The sequence below is a fragment of the Wolbachia endosymbiont (group A) of Acrocera orbiculus genome (assembly GCF_947250015.1).
GTDB lineage: Bacteria > Pseudomonadota > Alphaproteobacteria > Rickettsiales > Anaplasmataceae > Wolbachia > Wolbachia pipientis.
Genome location: NZ_OX366272.1, coordinates 666350 through 684059 on the forward strand (window position 1 = coordinate 666350; position 17710 = coordinate 684059).

The 17710-nt window shown below is 35.4% G+C and carries 13 protein-coding genes and 4 pseudogenes; 13 read left to right on the plus strand and 4 right to left on the minus strand.

Annotated elements, in window-relative coordinates; genetic code table 11:
• Window positions 1-26 precede the first annotated feature (26 nt).
• The 10 genes and pseudogenes from OOL03_RS03380 to OOL03_RS03425 all read left to right on the plus strand — a co-directional run bounded on the left by OOL03_RS03380 (window position 27) and on the right by OOL03_RS03425 (window position 6107).
• A complete protein-coding gene (locus OOL03_RS03380) occupies window positions 27-1028 on the plus strand; it encodes a major capsid protein (protein WP_264707641.1) in 1002 nt (333 codons plus the stop codon).
• An 82-nt stretch (window positions 1029-1110) separates the two neighbouring features.
• Window positions 1111-1416 (plus strand): head-tail joining protein, encoded by a 306-nt coding sequence (locus tag OOL03_RS03385; protein ID WP_264707642.1) that lies wholly within the window; start codon window positions 1111-1113, stop codon window positions 1414-1416.
• A complete protein-coding gene (locus tag OOL03_RS03390; protein WP_264707643.1) occupies window positions 1417-1971 on the plus strand; it encodes a phage tail protein in 555 nt (184 codons plus the stop codon). It abuts the gene before it with no gap.
• Window positions 1944-2066, plus strand: a pseudogene (locus OOL03_RS03395) (IS630 transposase-related protein); the annotation flags it as partial. The gene OOL03_RS03390 and the pseudogene OOL03_RS03395, both read left to right, overlap by 28 nt.
• A 71-nt stretch (window positions 2067-2137) precedes the next feature.
• Window positions 2138-2254, plus strand: a pseudogene (locus OOL03_RS03400) (tRNA pseudouridine(38-40) synthase TruA); the annotation flags it as partial.
• Window positions 2255-2329: 75 nt separating this feature from the next.
• A protein-coding gene (locus OOL03_RS03405; protein WP_264707019.1) for an IS630 family transposase occupies window positions 2330-3189 on the plus strand; the annotation gives its coding sequence in 2 pieces (ribosomal slippage) (window positions 2330-2654 and window positions 2654-3189; 861 coding nt in all).
• Between the two features lie 51 nt (window positions 3190-3240).
• A pseudogene (locus OOL03_RS03410) lies at window positions 3241-3531 on the plus strand (ankyrin repeat domain-containing protein); the annotation flags it as partial.
• Between the two features lie 42 nt (window positions 3532-3573).
• Window positions 3574-4005: pseudogene (locus tag OOL03_RS03415) on the plus strand (DUF2924 domain-containing protein).
• A 10-nt stretch (window positions 4006-4015) separates the two neighbouring features.
• The gene (locus tag OOL03_RS03420) at window positions 4016-5518 is read left to right on the plus strand and encodes a recombinase family protein (RefSeq protein ID WP_264707645.1); all 1503 of its coding nucleotides are present in this window, start codon (window positions 4016-4018) and stop codon (window positions 5516-5518) included.
• Between the two features lie 28 nt (window positions 5519-5546).
• Window positions 5547-6107 carry a hypothetical protein gene (locus OOL03_RS03425; protein ID WP_264707646.1) on the plus strand — a complete coding sequence of 187 codons (561 nt, stop codon included), beginning with the start codon at window positions 5547-5549 and terminating at the stop codon, window positions 6105-6107.
• 592 nt (window positions 6108-6699) lie between these two features.
• Here OOL03_RS03425 and OOL03_RS03430 read toward each other — a convergent pair.
• From OOL03_RS03430 to OOL03_RS03440, 3 genes are all read right to left on the minus strand, one after another.
• Window positions 6700-7356 carry an ankyrin repeat domain-containing protein gene (locus OOL03_RS03430; RefSeq protein WP_319803727.1) on the minus strand — a complete coding sequence of 219 codons (657 nt, stop codon included), beginning with the start codon at window positions 7354-7356 and terminating at the stop codon, window positions 6700-6702.
• A gap of 25 nt (window positions 7357-7381) precedes the next feature.
• Complete coding sequence (locus tag OOL03_RS03435) at window positions 7382-7960, minus strand: DUF7691 family protein (protein ID WP_264707647.1); 579 nt, start codon at window positions 7958-7960, stop codon at window positions 7382-7384.
• Between the two features lie 112 nt (window positions 7961-8072).
• The gene (locus OOL03_RS03440; RefSeq protein WP_264707648.1) at window positions 8073-8495 is read right to left on the minus strand and encodes a hypothetical protein; all 423 of its coding nucleotides are present in this window, start codon (window positions 8493-8495) and stop codon (window positions 8073-8075) included.
• Between the two features lie 85 nt (window positions 8496-8580).
• Here OOL03_RS03440 and OOL03_RS03445 point away from each other — a divergent pair, with 85 nt between their 5' ends.
• From OOL03_RS03445 to OOL03_RS03455, 3 genes are all read left to right on the plus strand, one after another.
• The gene (locus OOL03_RS03445) at window positions 8581-9405 is read left to right on the plus strand and encodes an IS110 family RNA-guided transposase (RefSeq protein ID WP_264707142.1); all 825 of its coding nucleotides are present in this window, start codon (window positions 8581-8583) and stop codon (window positions 9403-9405) included.
• 639 nt (window positions 9406-10044) lie between these two features.
• Entirely contained in the window at window positions 10045-10551 is a 507-nt protein-coding gene (locus OOL03_RS03450) for a phage major tail tube protein (protein ID WP_319803723.1), read from the plus strand.
• Between the two features lie 188 nt (window positions 10552-10739).
• On the plus strand, window positions 10740-16868 hold the full coding sequence (locus OOL03_RS03455; RefSeq protein ID WP_264707649.1) for an ankyrin repeat domain-containing protein: 6129 nt from the start codon (window positions 10740-10742) through the stop codon (window positions 16866-16868).
• On the opposite strand, the gene OOL03_RS03460 is transcribed toward OOL03_RS03455, so the two are convergent.
• Window positions 16781-17640 (minus strand): IS630 family transposase gene (locus tag OOL03_RS03460; RefSeq protein WP_264707034.1). Its coding sequence is split into 2 segments (ribosomal slippage): window positions 16781-17316 and window positions 17316-17640, totalling 861 coding nucleotides; the frame shifts between segments, so codons are not numbered across the junction. The genes OOL03_RS03455 and OOL03_RS03460 overlap by 88 nt on opposite strands.
• Between the last annotated feature and the right edge of the window lie 70 nt (window positions 17641-17710).

A 17710-nucleotide genomic window follows, 5' to 3' on the forward strand; every position in this document is an offset into this window, starting at 1 on the left:
TTAATAGGGAAAACAAGGGGAAAAACATGCAAAATCCATTTACAAATCCGGCATTTAGTATGACAGCATTAACAAATGCAATGAACATATTGCCGATAAATTATGGTCGAACAGAAAATTTAAATTTATTTCCAAGTAGGTCAGTAAGATTTCGTCATATTACGATAGAAGAACACCAAGGAGTTTTAACTTTATTACCAACGCAAGTGCCAGGAGCACCAGCAACAGTAGGAAAACGAGGAAAAAGGAAAATAAGAACTTTTACCATTCCGCATATTCCCCATGATGATGTAGTGTTGCCTGAGGAAGTGCAAGGAATAAGGGCATTTGGGTCAGAGAATGAACTTAAGGCGCTGGCAGATGTAATAACGGATCATTTGCAGATGATGAGAAACAAACACGCGATAACGTTAGAGCATTTGCGGATGGGAGCATTGAAAGGGATTATTCTGGACGCAGATGGCAGTGAATTGTTAAATCTGTATAACGAATTTGAAATTACACCGAAAGTAGTAAATTTTGCACTGGGAACAGCAACCACTGATGTAAAGCGTAAGTGTCTGGAAGTATTGCGTCATGTTGAGGACAACTTAAGTGGTGAATACATGACTGGGATTCATGCGCTGGTAAGTCCAGAGTTTTTTGATGCACTAACTTCGCATGCCAAAGTAAAAGAGGCATATGAGAGATGGCAAGAAGGAGCAGCACTCCGGAACGATATGAGATCAGGATTTACGTTCTGTGGAATAACATTTGAGGAGTACAGAGGACAAGCAACTGACCCTGAAGGAATTGTGAGAAGATTTATAGAAAAAGATACGGGACACTGTTTTCCACTTGGTACAGCTAATACATTTACGACTTACTTTGCCCCAGCAGACTTTAATGAGACGGTAAATACACTAGGACAACCGCTCTATGCAAAACAAGAGCCAAGAAGATTTGATAGAGGGACTGACCTTCATACCCAATCAAACCCTCTACCAATGTGCCATCGCCCAGGTATACTTGTAAAACTCGCTGCATAACAGGTGAGGTAAACAGATTGTTTTTAATACCCCGAACAGGAAACATTATATCAACTAAAGAATAAAAAGCAACTAAAAAATTATGTTTAGAGATATTAAAAGATTATTTGCAGATTGTTTTACACATTTAGGACAGCAAGCTTTGTATGAATCAAAGGATAAGTCATACATGGTGCAGATATTAAAGCAACAGCCAGATAAATTATACGGGATTGGTGAAGGACAATTTGTAGGGGAGATGTTGATTTTGGAGGTGAGTATATTCGATGTATTGCAGCCAGTAGTAGGAGATACCTTTATTATTGATAAGCGTAAGTACAAAGTACATTCACCACCACTTAGGGACAATTCGGGAATGCTATGGAAAATTCAAGCGTCAGGGATGTAGATGCGTATTAACATCGAAGTCACCGGTAGTATTATACAAAGTATAGATGCTGAAAGGAAAAAAGTGGAAAAAGCAACGGTGAGGGCATTAAACAAAACAGCACTATGGGTAAGATCGCAAACTGTCAAACAAGTTAGCGAAGAAAAACAAATACCAAAAAAAGCAATGAGAAAAAAGTTAAGTGTGGATAAAGCAAATAGAAAGCGTTTGTGGTCTATAATAAAGCTTAGTTCGCAGTGGATAGGAGTAGCAAAACTTGGGAGTATAAAACAGACAAAGATAGGAGCAAAGGTAGGAAGCCGTACGTATGAAGGAGCATTTATAGCAACAATGAAAAATGGTCATATAGGAATATTCAAAAGAAGGTACATGACACCGTTACCAATAGATGAAATTAAAGTAAACACGCAAGCTCGGGAAATAATGAAAGAGTTAGCTGAAAATGAAGCAGAAAGAGTATTTGAGAAGTATAGCTCTTTTCATAGAAGTCCGGATGTGATAAGGATAGATAATGATAAGGAGGTTGAATGCCAGCAGCATATAGTTATGATTTAAGAAAAAAAGCAATGGAGGCGCTAGACGAAGGAGAAAGCAGAGAAGCAGTGGCAGCAAGATTTAAGATTGGACGAACTACTTTATGGGAGTGGCAGCACTGTAGGCTTGACCATAAATTATGTTAAGATAGAAAATGACTATTTTAGATAGAGCTTGATGTAATGCAGTGCGATACAAAATAACGGTAGAATATAATGGTAGTAATTTCTCTGGTTGGCAAAAACAGCAACACTCTGCTAACTCAATCCAGGAGAAGATAGAAAATGCTATATTTAATTTTAGTGGTGAGAAAGTTATAGCTCTTTCGATAAAAGTCCGGATGTGATAGGATAAGGATAGATGATGATAAGGAGGTTGAATGCCAGCAGCATATAGTTATGATTTAAGAAAAAAAGCAATGGAAGCGCTAGACGAAGGAGAAAGCAGAGAAACAGTGGCAGCAAGATTTAAGATTGGACGAACTACTTTATGGGAGTGGCAGCAAAGAAGAAAAGAAACAGGAGACTTTCAATCAAAAAAACTTGGAAATGGGGGTTACAATCACAAAATTACCGACTGGGATACCTTTGCCAAATTTGCCAGAGAACACGGAGGAAAGACTCTATCGGAAATGGCTAAACTTTGGAACAACGTTAGTATCCAAACGATCTATCGAGCCCTTAAAAAAATTGGATTTACGCGCAAAAAAAGACATATGGATACAAGGAAAGAAACGAAGAAAAACGTGCTGAATTTTTGAAAATTATAGCGACAAAAGAACCTAAAAACTTAGTGTATATAGATGAGTCTGGCATTGATAACACCGAAGACTACCCCTACGGATATTGCCAGAAAGGACGGCGGTTTTATGCCTTAAAATCTGGAAAGAAAACTCAACGAATCAGTATGGTTGCAGCCTTAAGTGGAAGAAAGATAGTTGTTCCGTTAACCTTTGAAGGCCACTGTAATATGGATGTTTTTAATGGATGGTTTGAGCAATTTTTGACACCGATCTTGGAACCTGGACAGACTGTCATTCTTGACAATGCTACTTTTCATAAGTCTGATAAGATTATCGAGCTTGCTAAAGGGGTTGGTGCAGAAATTTTGTATCTGCCGCCTTATTCTCCAGATTTCAACAAAATTGAGCATCATTGGTTTGCTATAAAAAACAGAGCCAGGAAAAACATTCCTCTATTCGAATCCTTTCTTCGTGCTGTTGATTCTGCCTTCCTATGACCTGTTTGGACTATTATGAGAAATGCTATAAATGCGAGAGATCATAAAGGATACACACCACTGCATATAGCATGCAAAACAGGAGAAGGAAGGATAACAAAAGAGATAATAAAAGAGCTAGTAAAAGCGGGAGCAAATGTAGAGCAAAAGGATAAATATGGCAAAACCCCAATGGATTATGCGAGAAATAATAAAGAGATAAAAGAAGTGTTAGAGAACGTAAAAATGGCAAATAAACAGAGAGAGTTCATAGAAAGAATAAGGGTTGTATCGGAAAGTACGGCAGCAGGTGTGATAGTAGCAAAGGAAGAGCTAGAAACTGTGGATGAGAAAGTGCTATAGCGTTTAAAAATTCAGAAGGGCTGTGTTTGAAAAGGTGATTATATGGAAAAAAAAGTAGAAAAAGAGGTAAAATATTTAGAGAAAAAACCACTAGCAGAACTGAAAAAAATATGGAAGAAGGTATTTGAGGAAGAAGCACCTAGACACTCAAAGAAATACCTGATACCAAGATTGGCGTATAGGTTGCAGGAGAAAGCGTATGGAGAAATATCAAGAAAAGGAGCAAAAAGACTAGAATACCTGGCAGATCGGCTAGAACAGGGAAAAAGAATAAGTAGCGATAAACTGCCAGTGGAGGGAACGGAGTTGATACTAGAAAGAGGTGAGGAAACGCATGCGGTAATGGTAACAAATACAGGTTTGATCTACCGAGAAGAGTTTTATACGTAATTATCAGCAGTAGCCGGAAAAATAATGGGAATGAGTTATAACGGACCGTTGTTGTTCGGAATGCGTGATAAAAAGGGAAGTTGAGGAGGAGAAGATGCTAAAAGAGGTAAGATGTGCGATATATACGAGAAAGTCAAACGAAGATGGATTAGAACAAAAGTTTAATAGCTTGGACGCGCAACGAGTAGCATGTGAAAAGTATATAAAAAGCAAAGAAGGGTGGGCAATATTACCAAAAAGATATGACGATGGAGGATATTCGGGAAGCAATTTAAATAGGCCAGCGATAAAGGAATTATTAAAGGATATAGCAGCAGGAGAAATAGATTGCGTAGTGGTATATACGCTAGATAGGTTATCAAGAGAGACAAAAGACAGCATAGAAGTAACGTCATTTTTTAGAAGACACCGGATAAGTTTTGTAGCGGTGACGCAAATATTTGATAACAACACACCAATGGGAAAATTTGTACAAACAGTGTTATCAGGAGCGGCACAACTAGAAAGAGAAATGATAGTAGAGAGAGTAAAAAATAAAATAGCAACATCGAAGGAAGAGGGTCTATGGATGGGAGGAAATCCACCACTCGGCTATGATGTAAAAGATAAGGAATTAATAATAAATGAAAAAGAAGCGAAAGTAATAAAGCATATATTTGAGAGGTATATGGAGCTGAAGTCAATGGCAGGATTAGCAAAAGAGTTAAATAGCCAAGGGTACCGAACGAAAGCAAAATCAGATATCTTTAAAAAGGCAACGGTGAGAAGAATAATAACAAATCCAATATATATGGGAAAAATACGGCATTATGAAAAACAGTATAAGGGAAAGCACGAAGCGATAATAGAAGAGGAAAAATGGCAAAAAGCGCAAGAGTTGATAAAGAATCAACCATATCGAAAAGTAAAATATGAGGAAGCGCTGCTAAAGGGGATAATAAAGTGCAAGAGTTGTGGTGTAAATATGACGCTGACATACTCAAAAAAAGAAAATAAAAGGTATCGATATTATATATGCAATAACCATTTAAGAGGAAAAGATTGTGGATCAGTGAACCGAACAATAGTCGCCGGAGAAGTGGAAAAAGAAGTAATGAAGAGAGCGGAATGCTTATATGAGAATTGGGAAAAAGGGGCAAAAAAAGAAAAATGGGAAAATTTAAGTTTCAGAGAACAGAAAGAAGCAGTGAAAAAATTAATAAAGGTAGTGTGGGTAAGAGAGGAAGGAGTAGAAGTATGTTCTGAATCAGAGGAGACATTTATAGCGATGAATTTGAAGAAGAAAGGAAACAAATGCACAGTAGTAGAACCAGAAGGAAAAACAAACAATGCGCTACTGAAAGCAGTGGTGAGAGCCCATCTGTGGAAACGGCAACTAGAGGAAGGAAAATATAGAAGTGTGAAAGAGCTGAGCGTTAAAATTAATATAGGTACAAGACGTATACAACAAATTTTAAGATTAAATTATTTAGCTCCAAAGATAAAAGAAGACATAGTAAATGGGAAACAACCGAGAGGTTTAAGGTTGGCTGATTTAAGGGAAATACCGATGCTGTGGAGTGAACAGTTGGAGAAATTTTATGGCTTAGCATCTTAATTTATAAAAGAAATAGGAGAAAAACATTATGAGAACACCGAAAAAAATATGGAAAGATATTGCTGAAAAGCTTAGAAATAAAAAAGGTACCACTACCGCAAAAGGAGCTGATATGGAGATGCCGGCAGATGTTGAGGAAGTTAAAGTTGAAATAAAAAAGCAAACCAATACAGTTGATAAAGCTACAGAAACTGACACTAAATTATGTAATATAAATAGTGAAGATCTTCAACCTATATGTGAAAGTAGCGAAAAAGCGCAAATAGAAACTACTGTAGAGCCAACTTCCGTTGATAGAGCTGACAGCCCATCTTCCGCTGAACCATGTTTTGATGCTACAGACGAAAAAGATAAACCGTTAACGCAACAAAGGCAAGCAATCCTGGCTGGTGTTGTTGGTGCAGTGTTATTGGTAAATTGTGCTGCATTGTATATCATGAAAATGCCTGTAGTAGCAGCGGTTGTGGGAATAGCTGGATTGGTGTGTCTGAGCTTTGCGTTGTATAATGTGCTGAAACCAAGTACAAAAATCGAAAAAGTAGAGGACATAGAGCAACCGATTCTTGAGTCTCCTTTGAATCCAACGTAAAAGGATATATTCAAAAAATCATAATCGTCAAAACGGAACAATTTATTTAGAAAAGATCTTAAATCATTAATTAAGGATTATCTTTCTCCACACTTTCGCCATTTCTCCTTAACTTGAGCTTATGGAGCTTTTCATCCTATTTATTAAGAGTTTAATGAACTATCGAGAATAACAATAAAGAGCACACCTAACATTATATAAACGAATACCATAATAAAAGCCCCTTAGCTAACCACATTAAAACCATTGCCCTTCTCTGGCTTTTTTGATTGTTTCGTTTACTTCTGCCTTGTTACAATACATAGTACGAATAAAAACTAATGCAAGAATAATTTTTCTAACCTTTGTATTCTTTAGCTTGACACTCCCATAAACTTCACTGACATTGACCTCTGAGCCTGCTATGCTTCTGCTTGTTAACTAGCTATGCAACAAAGCCTGCCTAATGCTGTACTTCCCGTCCATTCCCAGTTATGCCTTGCTCTTCTCTCGTTTCATCAATTTTAGTACTAGGCTTTGAGGTCATATATGTAATACCATCAACCGCTAAGCGCCACTGTTGTGATTGCAACCACTGCTATTACTATAGGTATTAATCCACATTTGATAAATAAGAAGCTACTAAATTTTTTAAATCTGCATTTGATAAATAAGAAGCTACTTTCTCACTTACTTCTAGAGGTAATACTTTATCATTGTAAAGTTTAGAGTATTTAGTAATCACTATGCCACCGTTATCTATTAGCTCTCGTCTTTCTACTCCCTTATTGAATTTATTCCTTATTTGGCTTTCAATGATAGAAAATTCTCCTTCGTAATTGAGTTCATTTATTGCTTTTTTAATTTCATCATTTATCATGTAGGTAGCGATTTCATCTTCATCAGCTTTAAGTAAGTCAAGGTATGAAGTATTGCTATTGCCAATTTTTCCTTCAATTTCATTTTTACACTCATCCCAATAAGTAGAAAATGCACCTGTCAAGTAATTTGGTTTTTGTACGCTAAAATCTTGTATTAATATTTTCTGAATTAGAACTTCAGTTGCATCTTTATAACCAAATTCAACAGCCCAATGTAAAGGAGCATATTTATAAATATCTCTCGCATTAACCTTAGCCCCTTTTGCTAATAGGGCAACTATTGCATATATATCGCGACTTCGAGCAGCCAAATGTAAAGGAGTATTTCCCATATCACCTACCGCATTAACCTTAGCCCCTTCTGCTAATAGGGCATCTATTGCATATATATTGCGACTTTGAACGGATACGTAATTAGTAGCAAAAAGAAACTAAATCGAAACCACCTTCGACACAATATGAAATATGTTCTTTAATCTCTTTTATAAGAGGATATGCTATTGCTTTTCTTGCTTTGTCACTAGGCTCACCATCCTTTTCTTTTTCATTTTCGAAACCCTCAAGAGTTTCAAGCAAATCATCAGTAATCTGGATCTTTTTAAATTGTGATTGTAATGAAAGGAGGTCATTTCTATCTAAAAGGCCGCTAACTACATCACCTTCGATAGGTAACCCAAAGAATTCATCACGTGAGATATTTATAATGGTTTCCACAATATTTATACTTAATCCAAAATCTGATTCAAGTATATCGTCTACAATATCAGTTACATAGCCAAATTTAAAGTCGGAGTAGTAAGGTAATTCTTGACCAAAGTAAGAACATAGCGCCTGAAATGCATAGTGATAAAGATCAGCCGAATGACTATAGGGAGGTTGGTTAAGTATTAAATCTTTCAAAGCACTTTTTATATCAAGTTCTGTACTATCAAATAAATCATCAACTACTTTTAAAACATCCTCCCTTTTTCCACTACATCTACATTTATTCATACTATAGTAAGCTCATTTATAAAATTTCCTTAATATAGAGAGTTAAGATACTGATACATCTGTCACTTTTGTACCACTTAACATATTTACAACCTCCGTGCGTTCTGTTTCTTTAGCAAGATCTCTGATTGGCCGATTTGCAAAAATTTTCTAAATCCACATTTGCTAAGAAACTAGCTATTTTATCTCCGACTGGTAATGGTAGTTCAGGAATTGTTTCTAAATCAGGATGTTGTATCCCCATAGCTTCTGCAGTTTTATCTAATAGTATTCTTCTTTCCATTCCTTTTTCATATTGACTTTCTATTATATTAGCCCATAGAGGAAATTCCTTTTTATAATTACCTGTTTTTAACACACGTGCTATACTCTCATTCTGCATATAAGATGCCAATTTGTTACCCTCGCTTGCTAAAATATCATAGAATGTGACACCTCTATCAATCTGTTTATTCCTTACCTCAATTACATAACGTTCTGCTGAATCTAAAAAAGTGTTACATACTGTAATTGCTATTGAATGATGGAGAGACATACTCCATTATTTTAGCACGAAGTAACAAATTCAATAGAATTAGTTCTTCAAAAGTAATTTAAACTTTTACAGTAGGAGTAGTCTCATGAAATATTATAGCGGGTTAGATATCTCATTAAAAGAAACTTTTATAAGTATTGTTGATGAGAAAGGAAAAATTGTTAAAGAAGAAGTTGTTACAAGTGAAAGCAGTGTGATAGCTAAGTTTCTGCTTAGTCAAAGCAAAGAATACGAATCCATAGGGATAGAAAGTGGACAACTGTCAATATCAATGTGCAAAGGGTTGAGGGGCTTTGGATTGCCAGTAATTTGTGTAGATGCAAGGCATATGGCAGCAGCATTATCTGCAAGGATCAATAAGAACGATAAAAATGACGCAAGGGGTATAGCTCAAATGATGAGAGCTGGATTATATAAAGAAGTATTAGTAAAATCAGATGAGTCTTGTCAAATTAAAATAGCACTTGGAAGCAGAAGACAGTTAAAACGCAGCAGAGAGCAAATTGCTGGGACAATAAGAGGGTTATTAAAAATACATGGGATAAAAGTTAGTCAAAGTTCTAGTTCTGTAAGCTTCTCTTTAAAAGTGCAAGAAATAATCAACAACCTAGATGAGATTAGCAAAAACTCAATTGAATTATTGGTAAATAGCTTAGAAGCAATAGAAGAATCAATGAGAAAGCTTAACAAAATAATTTTAGAGCAAGGCAAAAAAGATGAGGATTGTAAATTATTAACTACTGTTCCAGGAGTTGGTATTATAGTAGCAATGACATACAAAGCTGCAATAGATAATCCATATAGGTTTGAAACATCTTATGCAGTTGGAGCCTATTTAGGGTTAAGCCCAAGACAGTATGCTTCTGGTGAGATTGATAGGCATGGAAGTATATCAAAATGGGACCAGTAGAATGTAGGAATATGTTGTACGAAGCTGCGCAAGTCTTACTGACAATATGTAAAAGGACATTTAAATTGAGAAGCTGGGGGTTAAAGCTTCTAAAAAAGAAGGGTACGAAGAAAGCAATTATTGCTGTAGCACGAAAGTTGTCTGTAATTATGCATAGAATGTTGGTAAGCAAAACAGAGTTTTGTTGTAAATAAATGCAAGAAAGTATATAATTTTATGTGGAGTAAAGATAGCAATGCCGATGGAAGGGATAAGCAAGATTTTTGGTTGAAGCATAGACTTCGTGTGTTACATTTTGCCGTCCGCTTCCGCCTAACAAGTATAGTGCGGCTTGGCTAAAATTAAACTAGCCATATCAGACCGCGGAGAGAACCATGGAAGCAAGCTGTTTTAACTTATGTAAAATCATTAAGATTATGGAGGGAAAGAATGATACCTTAGTTTTTATAAGCTTAATGAATATGTGGATAAATACTTTAAGTGTGTGTGGACGTATTTATCCACATATTCATTAGCTGTATCAATTTAAAGATAGAATATCAGTATTGTAACTGTCAGCCTTTGACTGAATAGGATGAAGTAACGGTATCCGATTTGGGATGGTTAATAAAAATATTTTATATTTTAGAGTATAGAAAGATGTTGCCAAAAATTTTAAAGAACTTTAACATATTTGTTGATGGTAGAGGTTATGCTGGGAAAATCGATGAAATAACTCTGCCGAAGCTCACTATCAAAACAGAAGAATACCGTGCAGGGGGTATGGACATACCAATTAGCATTGATATGGGCATGGAAAAGCTTGAAGCTGATTTTACTTTTGCAGAGTATGATTCAGAGCTATTTAGGCTTTTCGGTTTGATAGATGGGAATTCAGTAGCTTTGACACTCAGAGGTGGAATGCAAGGGAGTGGTAGTAACGATATTGAAGCTGTAGTAATCAATCTCAGGGGAATATTCAGAGAATTTGATTTTGGTAGCTGGAAACCTGCTGAGAAAGCAACCCTTAAATGCACAGTTGCAGCTCACTATTATAAACTCACCATATCTGGTTATGAGCTTATTGAAATCGATGCTGAGAATATGATTCGTAAAATTAACGGTGTTGATCAAATGGCCTTACTGCAGACAGTTTTAGGTATTTAAGTTTTTATTTCTTATAGAAGGAAACTCATGCAAGCAATAACACTACACAGCCTAATCACAGAAGTCTTGAATGAAAAATTGTATTAGAGTTGAATTTTACATCAAAAAATATTTTCAATGATATAAAAAATTATTATTGACTTTCATGCAATTAGAGAACCTATAAAACACTTACAGATGGTGATGAGGTGAAATTTATCGGTGTTGTTTTCGATAAAGGATCTAATAATCCAAATAGACTTATTTTAACAAGTAGGACAGCTGAGGAAGGATTTATTCCTGTTGAAGTAGTTCATAGTTCAGTTCATATGTTACCTACTGTAGGGCAGTGTTCTAAAAGAAAATCTTCATTGCCGGAGCATCAACCAAGTAAAAAACCAAGAAGAGAAAGAAGTGTAAGTATGGCCTGCATAGATTCGTTTGATGAAGAAAAGATTACAGAGGAGGAAAAAGAACAGCGTATCAAAGAGTTATTCAATACTGATAAGGTAGCAGAAAGAGTAAAGAATATTGAGTTTTATGATCAGCTTTTCAAGGTTTCTCAGAAGATATCTGAAGGTGAAATTATGGACAAAAATGTTGAAGAAGCATTTGTAGCAAAGATTAAAGACATAGATCTGGATTCAATAGACCCAGAGATTAGGGGTATTGTGAAAGAAATGAAGGATAATATAGAGAACAAAGAAGAAGTGAAAAATATTCTGAGAAGATCCGGAGTAGCAGAAAAAATAGGAAAAGTAGCAGAAGGTGCAGGTCTTGCCTTTACAGCATTTTTAGTTGGTAAGCATATAGCAAATGGAGACATAGAGGGATTAGGCTACGATGCATTAAATCTCTGGGTAATGCCAAAAATTGGTGAAAAAATCTCTGGAAAAATATTAGAGTTAGGAACAAAGCTTGATTCTCAGATGTTGAAGGGGTTTGCTCCAGCTATGGGACGTGCTATAGGTAACTTTGCGGCATTTTTAGGGCTAGCAGAATCGATTAAAGCAAGACAAAATGCAACAGATCCTGCAGACATAAAGATTGCCGATCTAAACATAGCAACTAATTCTATCTTTATAGCTGCAGATGTACCTGCGGTTATTACTGAAACAATGTCAGTAGCAGGTTTAGAAACTGGAGTAGTAGGAGAATTTGCTGGTCCAGTTGGTGCTGCTGTCTCAGTTGCTGTTATTGTCATATCACAGTTTGTAGAAGCAGGGCTTGAGGTAGAAAAATTAGAAGAACAAATGAACCTTACAGATCAGGAAAAACATGATCTTTATTGGGATTTATTCTTGGGTAAAAAAGTACCTCATTATATAGAAGATAATATGGAAGTAAAAGAGATATATAAACAATATATATCGAAGATTGTAGATAAGTTTAAGAATGATTATTCCAGGATAGCTATATCCTTACCTCCCATTTCAGTTAAGAAAATAGAGTATGCTACTAATAATCAGCTTCGTCAAAAGAAAAGAGGTGTAGTGGATGACATAGATAATCAAATGAAACATTTATTCGATGCTTGCCGCATTAGAACAAAGGTTGTTGATAGGGAATTTGATTTTAACTTTACTGCTGCTGTGTCTTCATCTAATACAGGATACACTGATCACTATTCTAGAATAGTTCCTCACTCTCTTGAAAACTATAATATTGTTTGTGGGTCACGTGGTGATAATATAAAAGAACAAGAAGTATCTAGGGAAACCTGGCATAAATTACCAAGTGAAGCATTATGCGATGATTCTTCACCACATAAAGGTAAAGTATTAAGTACAGTAAAAGAGAAATGGTCTTTACAAGAATATCCACCTCACTGCCAAAACGTAGTTGTGTATAAGAACGAGAGTCCTCACAAGTATAAAACTGATATGTATTACATAAAATCTTTATATACCGATATACATATAAGTGAAGAAGATAGCCTTAATCTTATTTTTTGGGGAACTCATGTATCTATTGCTGATTCAAGTAAAAAAGGAAGTGATAAAGTGGAAAATAGGTACTATTTTATGAATCCGTTGGAGAGCTGTGATGTACAGAAATCAGGTAACAACTTCTTTTACATAGAGGATGATAGGCTTTCTTGTAACTTAGGAATAAATGGACAAAAAAACATAGTTGTAGTAAAAGGTGATTTTAAAGATTCAGAGAATATACACTCTGTCATTGGCAGTAACGAAGCTAATCATATAGAAATTTCTTATGCAGGTTATGTAGATGGTAAAGGTGGAAATGATATAATAATGGCAAAGAGCTTTACTACAATAAAGGGTTATTTTGGTGATTCTATTTATGGAAAAGGTTTAGTATTATTACCAATAAATCTTAGTGATATAGGTAATATAACTCATGCTAATAATATAACAAACATCTACAATAAAAGTGGAGCTTTTATAAGTGTAGGTAAACAAACATCGGTAAAAACAGCAGATGGTTTATTTGTAACACCAACAAAAGTAGACATTAATACTGATAGAGTAACAAATGTGCACATAACAAAATTAGATAATAAGTTGGATAATCTGCAAAAAATGGACAATTCAAACTTTAATATTACAAAGCAATTATTAAACACTAATTATCATGGTGTTACAGGTAGTTTCGGTAATCATATTTTTTACCCTGATGAGGAGCACCATAATTTTTACTGGAAAGCTCCAAGTAATATAAGCCATCTTTATCTTTTCGATAACAGAAACGCTAATATTATGATTGCTCAAGCAAATGGTATATTAGATTTTAGCCTACTAAATAGTACATTAAATGATATGCCATTTATAGAAGATAATGAAGGAGAAATAAAGATTAACAAAAATGGCCTAAATGTCACCCTGCTACCAGATTATAAAGATGTTACAGTTACATTTAATGGGGAAGAATATTACAAACTTCAGAATGGAGAATTAGAGCGAGATTATTGCTCTCATAGTTTGAGAATAGATGGAAGATTTAGTGTTAATGGTACTGACCTTTTAAATCATCATAATTGTTTCACATTTGACTCAGATAAAGTACTTTTTTTGAAGCTAAATAATGATTTGCTATTATTATCAGATAGAGGAGCATTATCGATATCAAATTATTATTCTTCTGTTTACAAAAATTGGGATTTATCTATAGGACTGAACGACAGAATTATCGAACCAGAAGAATTTGGAGAAAGAGCTGATGACTTTAGTTCTTTCAGGTATTATAAACCAGATGAGCAAGGGTTACAGATTTATCATAATCAGCCTATTAATAAGAATGATATCGGTTTAGTTGATTTGAAAGATAAATCTATATTAGATTTCGATATGAAAGTTATTAATGATAACTTATTGCTATCACATAAAAATAACACTCTTGTAAAAGTAGAAAACTGGAATGCTTACCAACCAGCAAGAGAAATGATGTTTGCTTTTAATGATGCAATAGTTTCTAACTCAAAGTGTATAGCTTCTATTTGTAACTCAGAAGATGTTATAGTGGGATTTAATAAAGAAAAAGCAATTCTATCGACAGAGCAACTGTTTGATGCTGTGAGACGAAATAATCTTAGTGAAGTTGAGAATCTTCTCAGTATGGGTGCAGATGTTAATATTAGAGATAAACGTAGTTGGGCGCCTTTGCACTGTACTGCTGACAATGATAATAAGCTTGATATATCTGGGGCAATTTTAAATCGAAATGCTGATATTGAGGCTAGAACTAACATTGGGGAAACACCTTTACATATAGCAAATGCTTATGGTCAATTGAAAATAATTGAGCTTCTTGTAGATAAAGGGGCTAGCCTTGAAGCTAAAACTAATGATGGTTTAACGCCTTTGCATGTGGCTATTCAGCATAATAATACTACACCTAAAATAATTGAGTTTCTTCTTAAGAAAGGTGTTAATATTGAAGCTAAAACGAAAAATGACTGGACACCTTTACATTATGCAGTTTTCAAAGACAGGCTTGATATAGTTAAAGTACTTTCAAGTCGAGGGGCTAATATTGAAGCTAAAACTAGCGATGGAAAAACACCTTTAGACTTGGCTATTCAAGGGAATTATACAGACATAGTGGGATTTTTAAAACAAACAGAATTAGACAAAAAATTATTGACTGCTACAGAAAATGGAGATCTCTCTGAAGTCAAAAAATTTGTTGATCAGAGTGCTAATGTTAATGCTATAGATGTGGGCATTTTTGGTAAGAAACCTATACACATTGCTGCTGAAAAAAATTACAAAGATATTATAGAGTTCCTTCTCGGTAAAGGAGTAAGCGTTGATGATAACAGTAACTATGGTTGGACACCGCTACATTATACAGCATGGTGGAAAGGATGCTTAGAAGTTGCTAAGTTTCTCGTTGACAAAGGGGCTAATATTAATGCTCAAAACGTTTATGGCAGAGAGCCTATCCACATTGCTGCTGAGCACGATAATAAAAATATTATAGAACTTCTTCTTAATAAAGGAGTAAGTGTTAATGAGGTTGACAAAGACGGCTGGATGCCTCTGCACTGGGCTTCTTGGAATGGCCATCTGGATATAACAGAATACCTTGTAGGTAAGGGAGCCAATATCAATGCTAAAGATAGGAATGGTAAAACACCGCTAGATATTGCTAGAGATAAAGGACATAATAATGTTGCAGAATACTTACAACAAACACAATTAGGTCTAGATAGGCAGTTGTTAACTGCAGTACAAGGTGTTAATCTTAATGAAGTTAAGGATTTTGTAGTTCGAGGCGCTAGTTTAGATACTCAAGATAGTAATAATGGTTGGACACCTATAGTCTATGCCGCTCAGGGAAGTAAATGGGATATGGTCAAGTTCCTTATAGCTCAGGGTGCCAAGTTTAATAATGAGATCACATATCAAGGAACACCCTTGCACTTTGCAGCTCAAGAAGGTAATTCAAATATGGTTCAATTTTTTCTTGATAAAGGTGCTAATATTGAGGCTCAAGATGCATACAATAGGAAACCTTTGCATATTGCTGTTGACGCAAACAGGTTGAATGTAGTAAATCTACTTCTTGACAGGGGTGCTAATTTAAAGGCTACAGACATGTACGGCAAGACATCTTTAGACCTAGCTATTCGAAAGGGTTACGAAGATGTAGTAGAAGTTTTGAAACAAAAACAATTGGATCTAGACAAAGAATTATTAATTTCTACGGAAAAAGGAGATCTTGAGAAAGTTAGAGACAGTATCAGACAAGGTGCTAACGTTAATGTTCAGGGTAGGCAGGATTGGACTCCCGTGTTCTGGGCCATTCAAAAGAACAATTTTAATATAATTGAACTTCTTTTAGATAACAATGCTGATATTAAGGTCAAAGATAATGAAGGTTGGACACCTCTTCATTGGGCTGTTCAATTGGATTCGTTAAATGTAGTTAAATATCTTGTTGAAAAAGGTGCTGATGTCAATGCTTTAACTGCTGACGGTAGAGCACCTCTAGATATTGCTAAAGAAAAATTCAGAGGACTTAGTGAAAATGAAGAACGTAATGATATTGTGCAGTTCTTAGAAAAACTTAATGAAAAAAAAGAAAAACCTGCACAACGTAAACGTCGTCATCACCATGGTGATCACAATCGTCATCGCAGTCACTTATCACGTAATCTTCTTACTATAGATTCAAGTGGTCAACCTGAGATAACAGCAAGCAGTGGCACAAGACCATCTTCATGGATAAATAATTTGTTTAGTTGGGTAAAAAGCTCTGTAGGTGGATTATTAAATTCTAAACCTACATTATCTGAGGAAACATCAAGCACTTCAAGTCCAATATCACAAGTAGATGCAAAAATGGATGTAAAGGGTTCAATAATGTTACTTGACGTGCTGATTAGAAAGGTCACTGGTCAAAAGTATATTTCTACAGTAGATCAGCCTATATCTCCACTAGAGGCACAGGGGTATGCACTCAATATTACAAAGGGATTTGAGAAAGTAGTAGAGCAAGCTGGATTAAAAAGTGGTGTATCAATGCATCGATTAAATATTGATTATATGGGAATGCAGAAAGAGATTACTAGAAAAGTCATGAGTGGTAAATTTAATGAAATTTCAGGGATTTTAAAATCGTATGTAGAGAAAGCATGTCCTGGTGAAGAAGCTGGTAAATTAAGTCCGAAGAAATTTGAAAAGTTTATAGCTCAATTTAATAAGGGTCTGCTAAATCAATCAATAGAGCAGATATTACACAACAAAGATGGTATAGCATTTCTCATAATAGTCCAAACAGGTCATAGGAAGGCAGAATCAACAGCACGAAGAAAGGATTCGAATAGAGGAATGTTTTTCCTGGCTCTGTTTTTTATAGCAAACCAATGATGCTCAATTTTGTTGAAATCTGGAGAATAAGGCGGCAGATACAAAATTTCTGCACCAACCCCTTTAGCAAGCTCGATAATCTTATCAGACTTATGAAAAGTAGCATTGTCAAGAATGACAGTCTGTCCAGGTTCCAAGATCGGTGTCAAAAATTGCTCAAACCATCCATTAAAAACATCCATATTACAGTGGCCTTCAAAGGTTAACGGAACAACTATCTTTCTTCCACTTAAGGCTGCAACCATACTGATTCGTTGAGTTTTCTTTCCAGATTTTAAGGCATAAAACCGCTGTCCTTTCTGGCAATATCCGTAGGGGTAGTCTTCGGTGTTATCAATGCCAGACTCATCTATATACACTAAGTTTTTAGGTTCTTTTGTCGCTATAATTTTCAAAAATTCAGCACGTTTTTCTTCGTTTCTTTCCTTGTATCCATATGTCTTTTTTTGCGCGTAAATCCAATTTTTTTAAGGGCTCGATAGATCGTTTGGATACTAACGTTGTTCCAAAGTTTAGCCATTTCCGATAGAGTCTTTCCTCCGTGTTCTCTGGCAAATTTGGCAAAGGTATCCCAGTCGGTAATTTTGTGATTGTAACCCCCATTTCCAAGTTTTTTTGATTGAAAGTCTCCTGTTTCTTTTCTTCTTTGCTGCCACTCCCATAAAGTAGTTCGTCCAATCTTAAATCTTGCTGCCACTGTTTCTCTGCTTTCTCCTTCGTCTAGCGCTTCCATTGCTTTTTTTCTTAAATCATAACTATATGCTGCTGGCATTCAACCTCCTTATCATCATCTATCCTTATCCTATCACATCCGGACTTTTATCGAAAGAGCTATACATTAG

Excerpts from the sequence above, each read along its gene's own strand:
- OOL03_RS03380 (WP_264707641.1), top strand. The coding sequence starts at position 27 with ATGCAAAATCCATTTACAAATCCGGCATTTAGTATGACAGCATTAACA.
- OOL03_RS03385 (WP_264707642.1), top strand. The coding sequence starts at position 1,111 with ATGTTTAGAGATATTAAAAGATTATTTGCAGATTGTTTTACACATTTA.
- OOL03_RS03390 (WP_264707643.1), top strand. The coding sequence starts at position 1,417 with ATGCGTATTAACATCGAAGTCACCGGTAGTATTATACAAAGTATAGAT.
- OOL03_RS03420 (WP_264707645.1), top strand. The coding sequence starts at position 4,016 with ATGCTAAAAGAGGTAAGATGTGCGATATATACGAGAAAGTCAAACGAA.
- OOL03_RS03425 (WP_264707646.1), top strand. The coding sequence starts at position 5,547 with ATGAGAACACCGAAAAAAATATGGAAAGATATTGCTGAAAAGCTTAGA.
- OOL03_RS03435 (WP_264707647.1), bottom strand. The coding sequence starts at position 7,960 with ATGAATAAATGTAGATGTAGTGGAAAAAGGGAGGATGTTTTAAAAGTA.
- OOL03_RS03440 (WP_264707648.1), bottom strand. The coding sequence starts at position 8,495 with ATGTCTCTCCATCATTCAATAGCAATTACAGTATGTAACACTTTTTTA.
- OOL03_RS03445 (WP_264707142.1), top strand. The coding sequence starts at position 8,581 with ATGAAATATTATAGCGGGTTAGATATCTCATTAAAAGAAACTTTTATA.
- OOL03_RS03450 (WP_319803723.1), top strand. The coding sequence starts at position 10,045 with ATGTTGCCAAAAATTTTAAAGAACTTTAACATATTTGTTGATGGTAGA.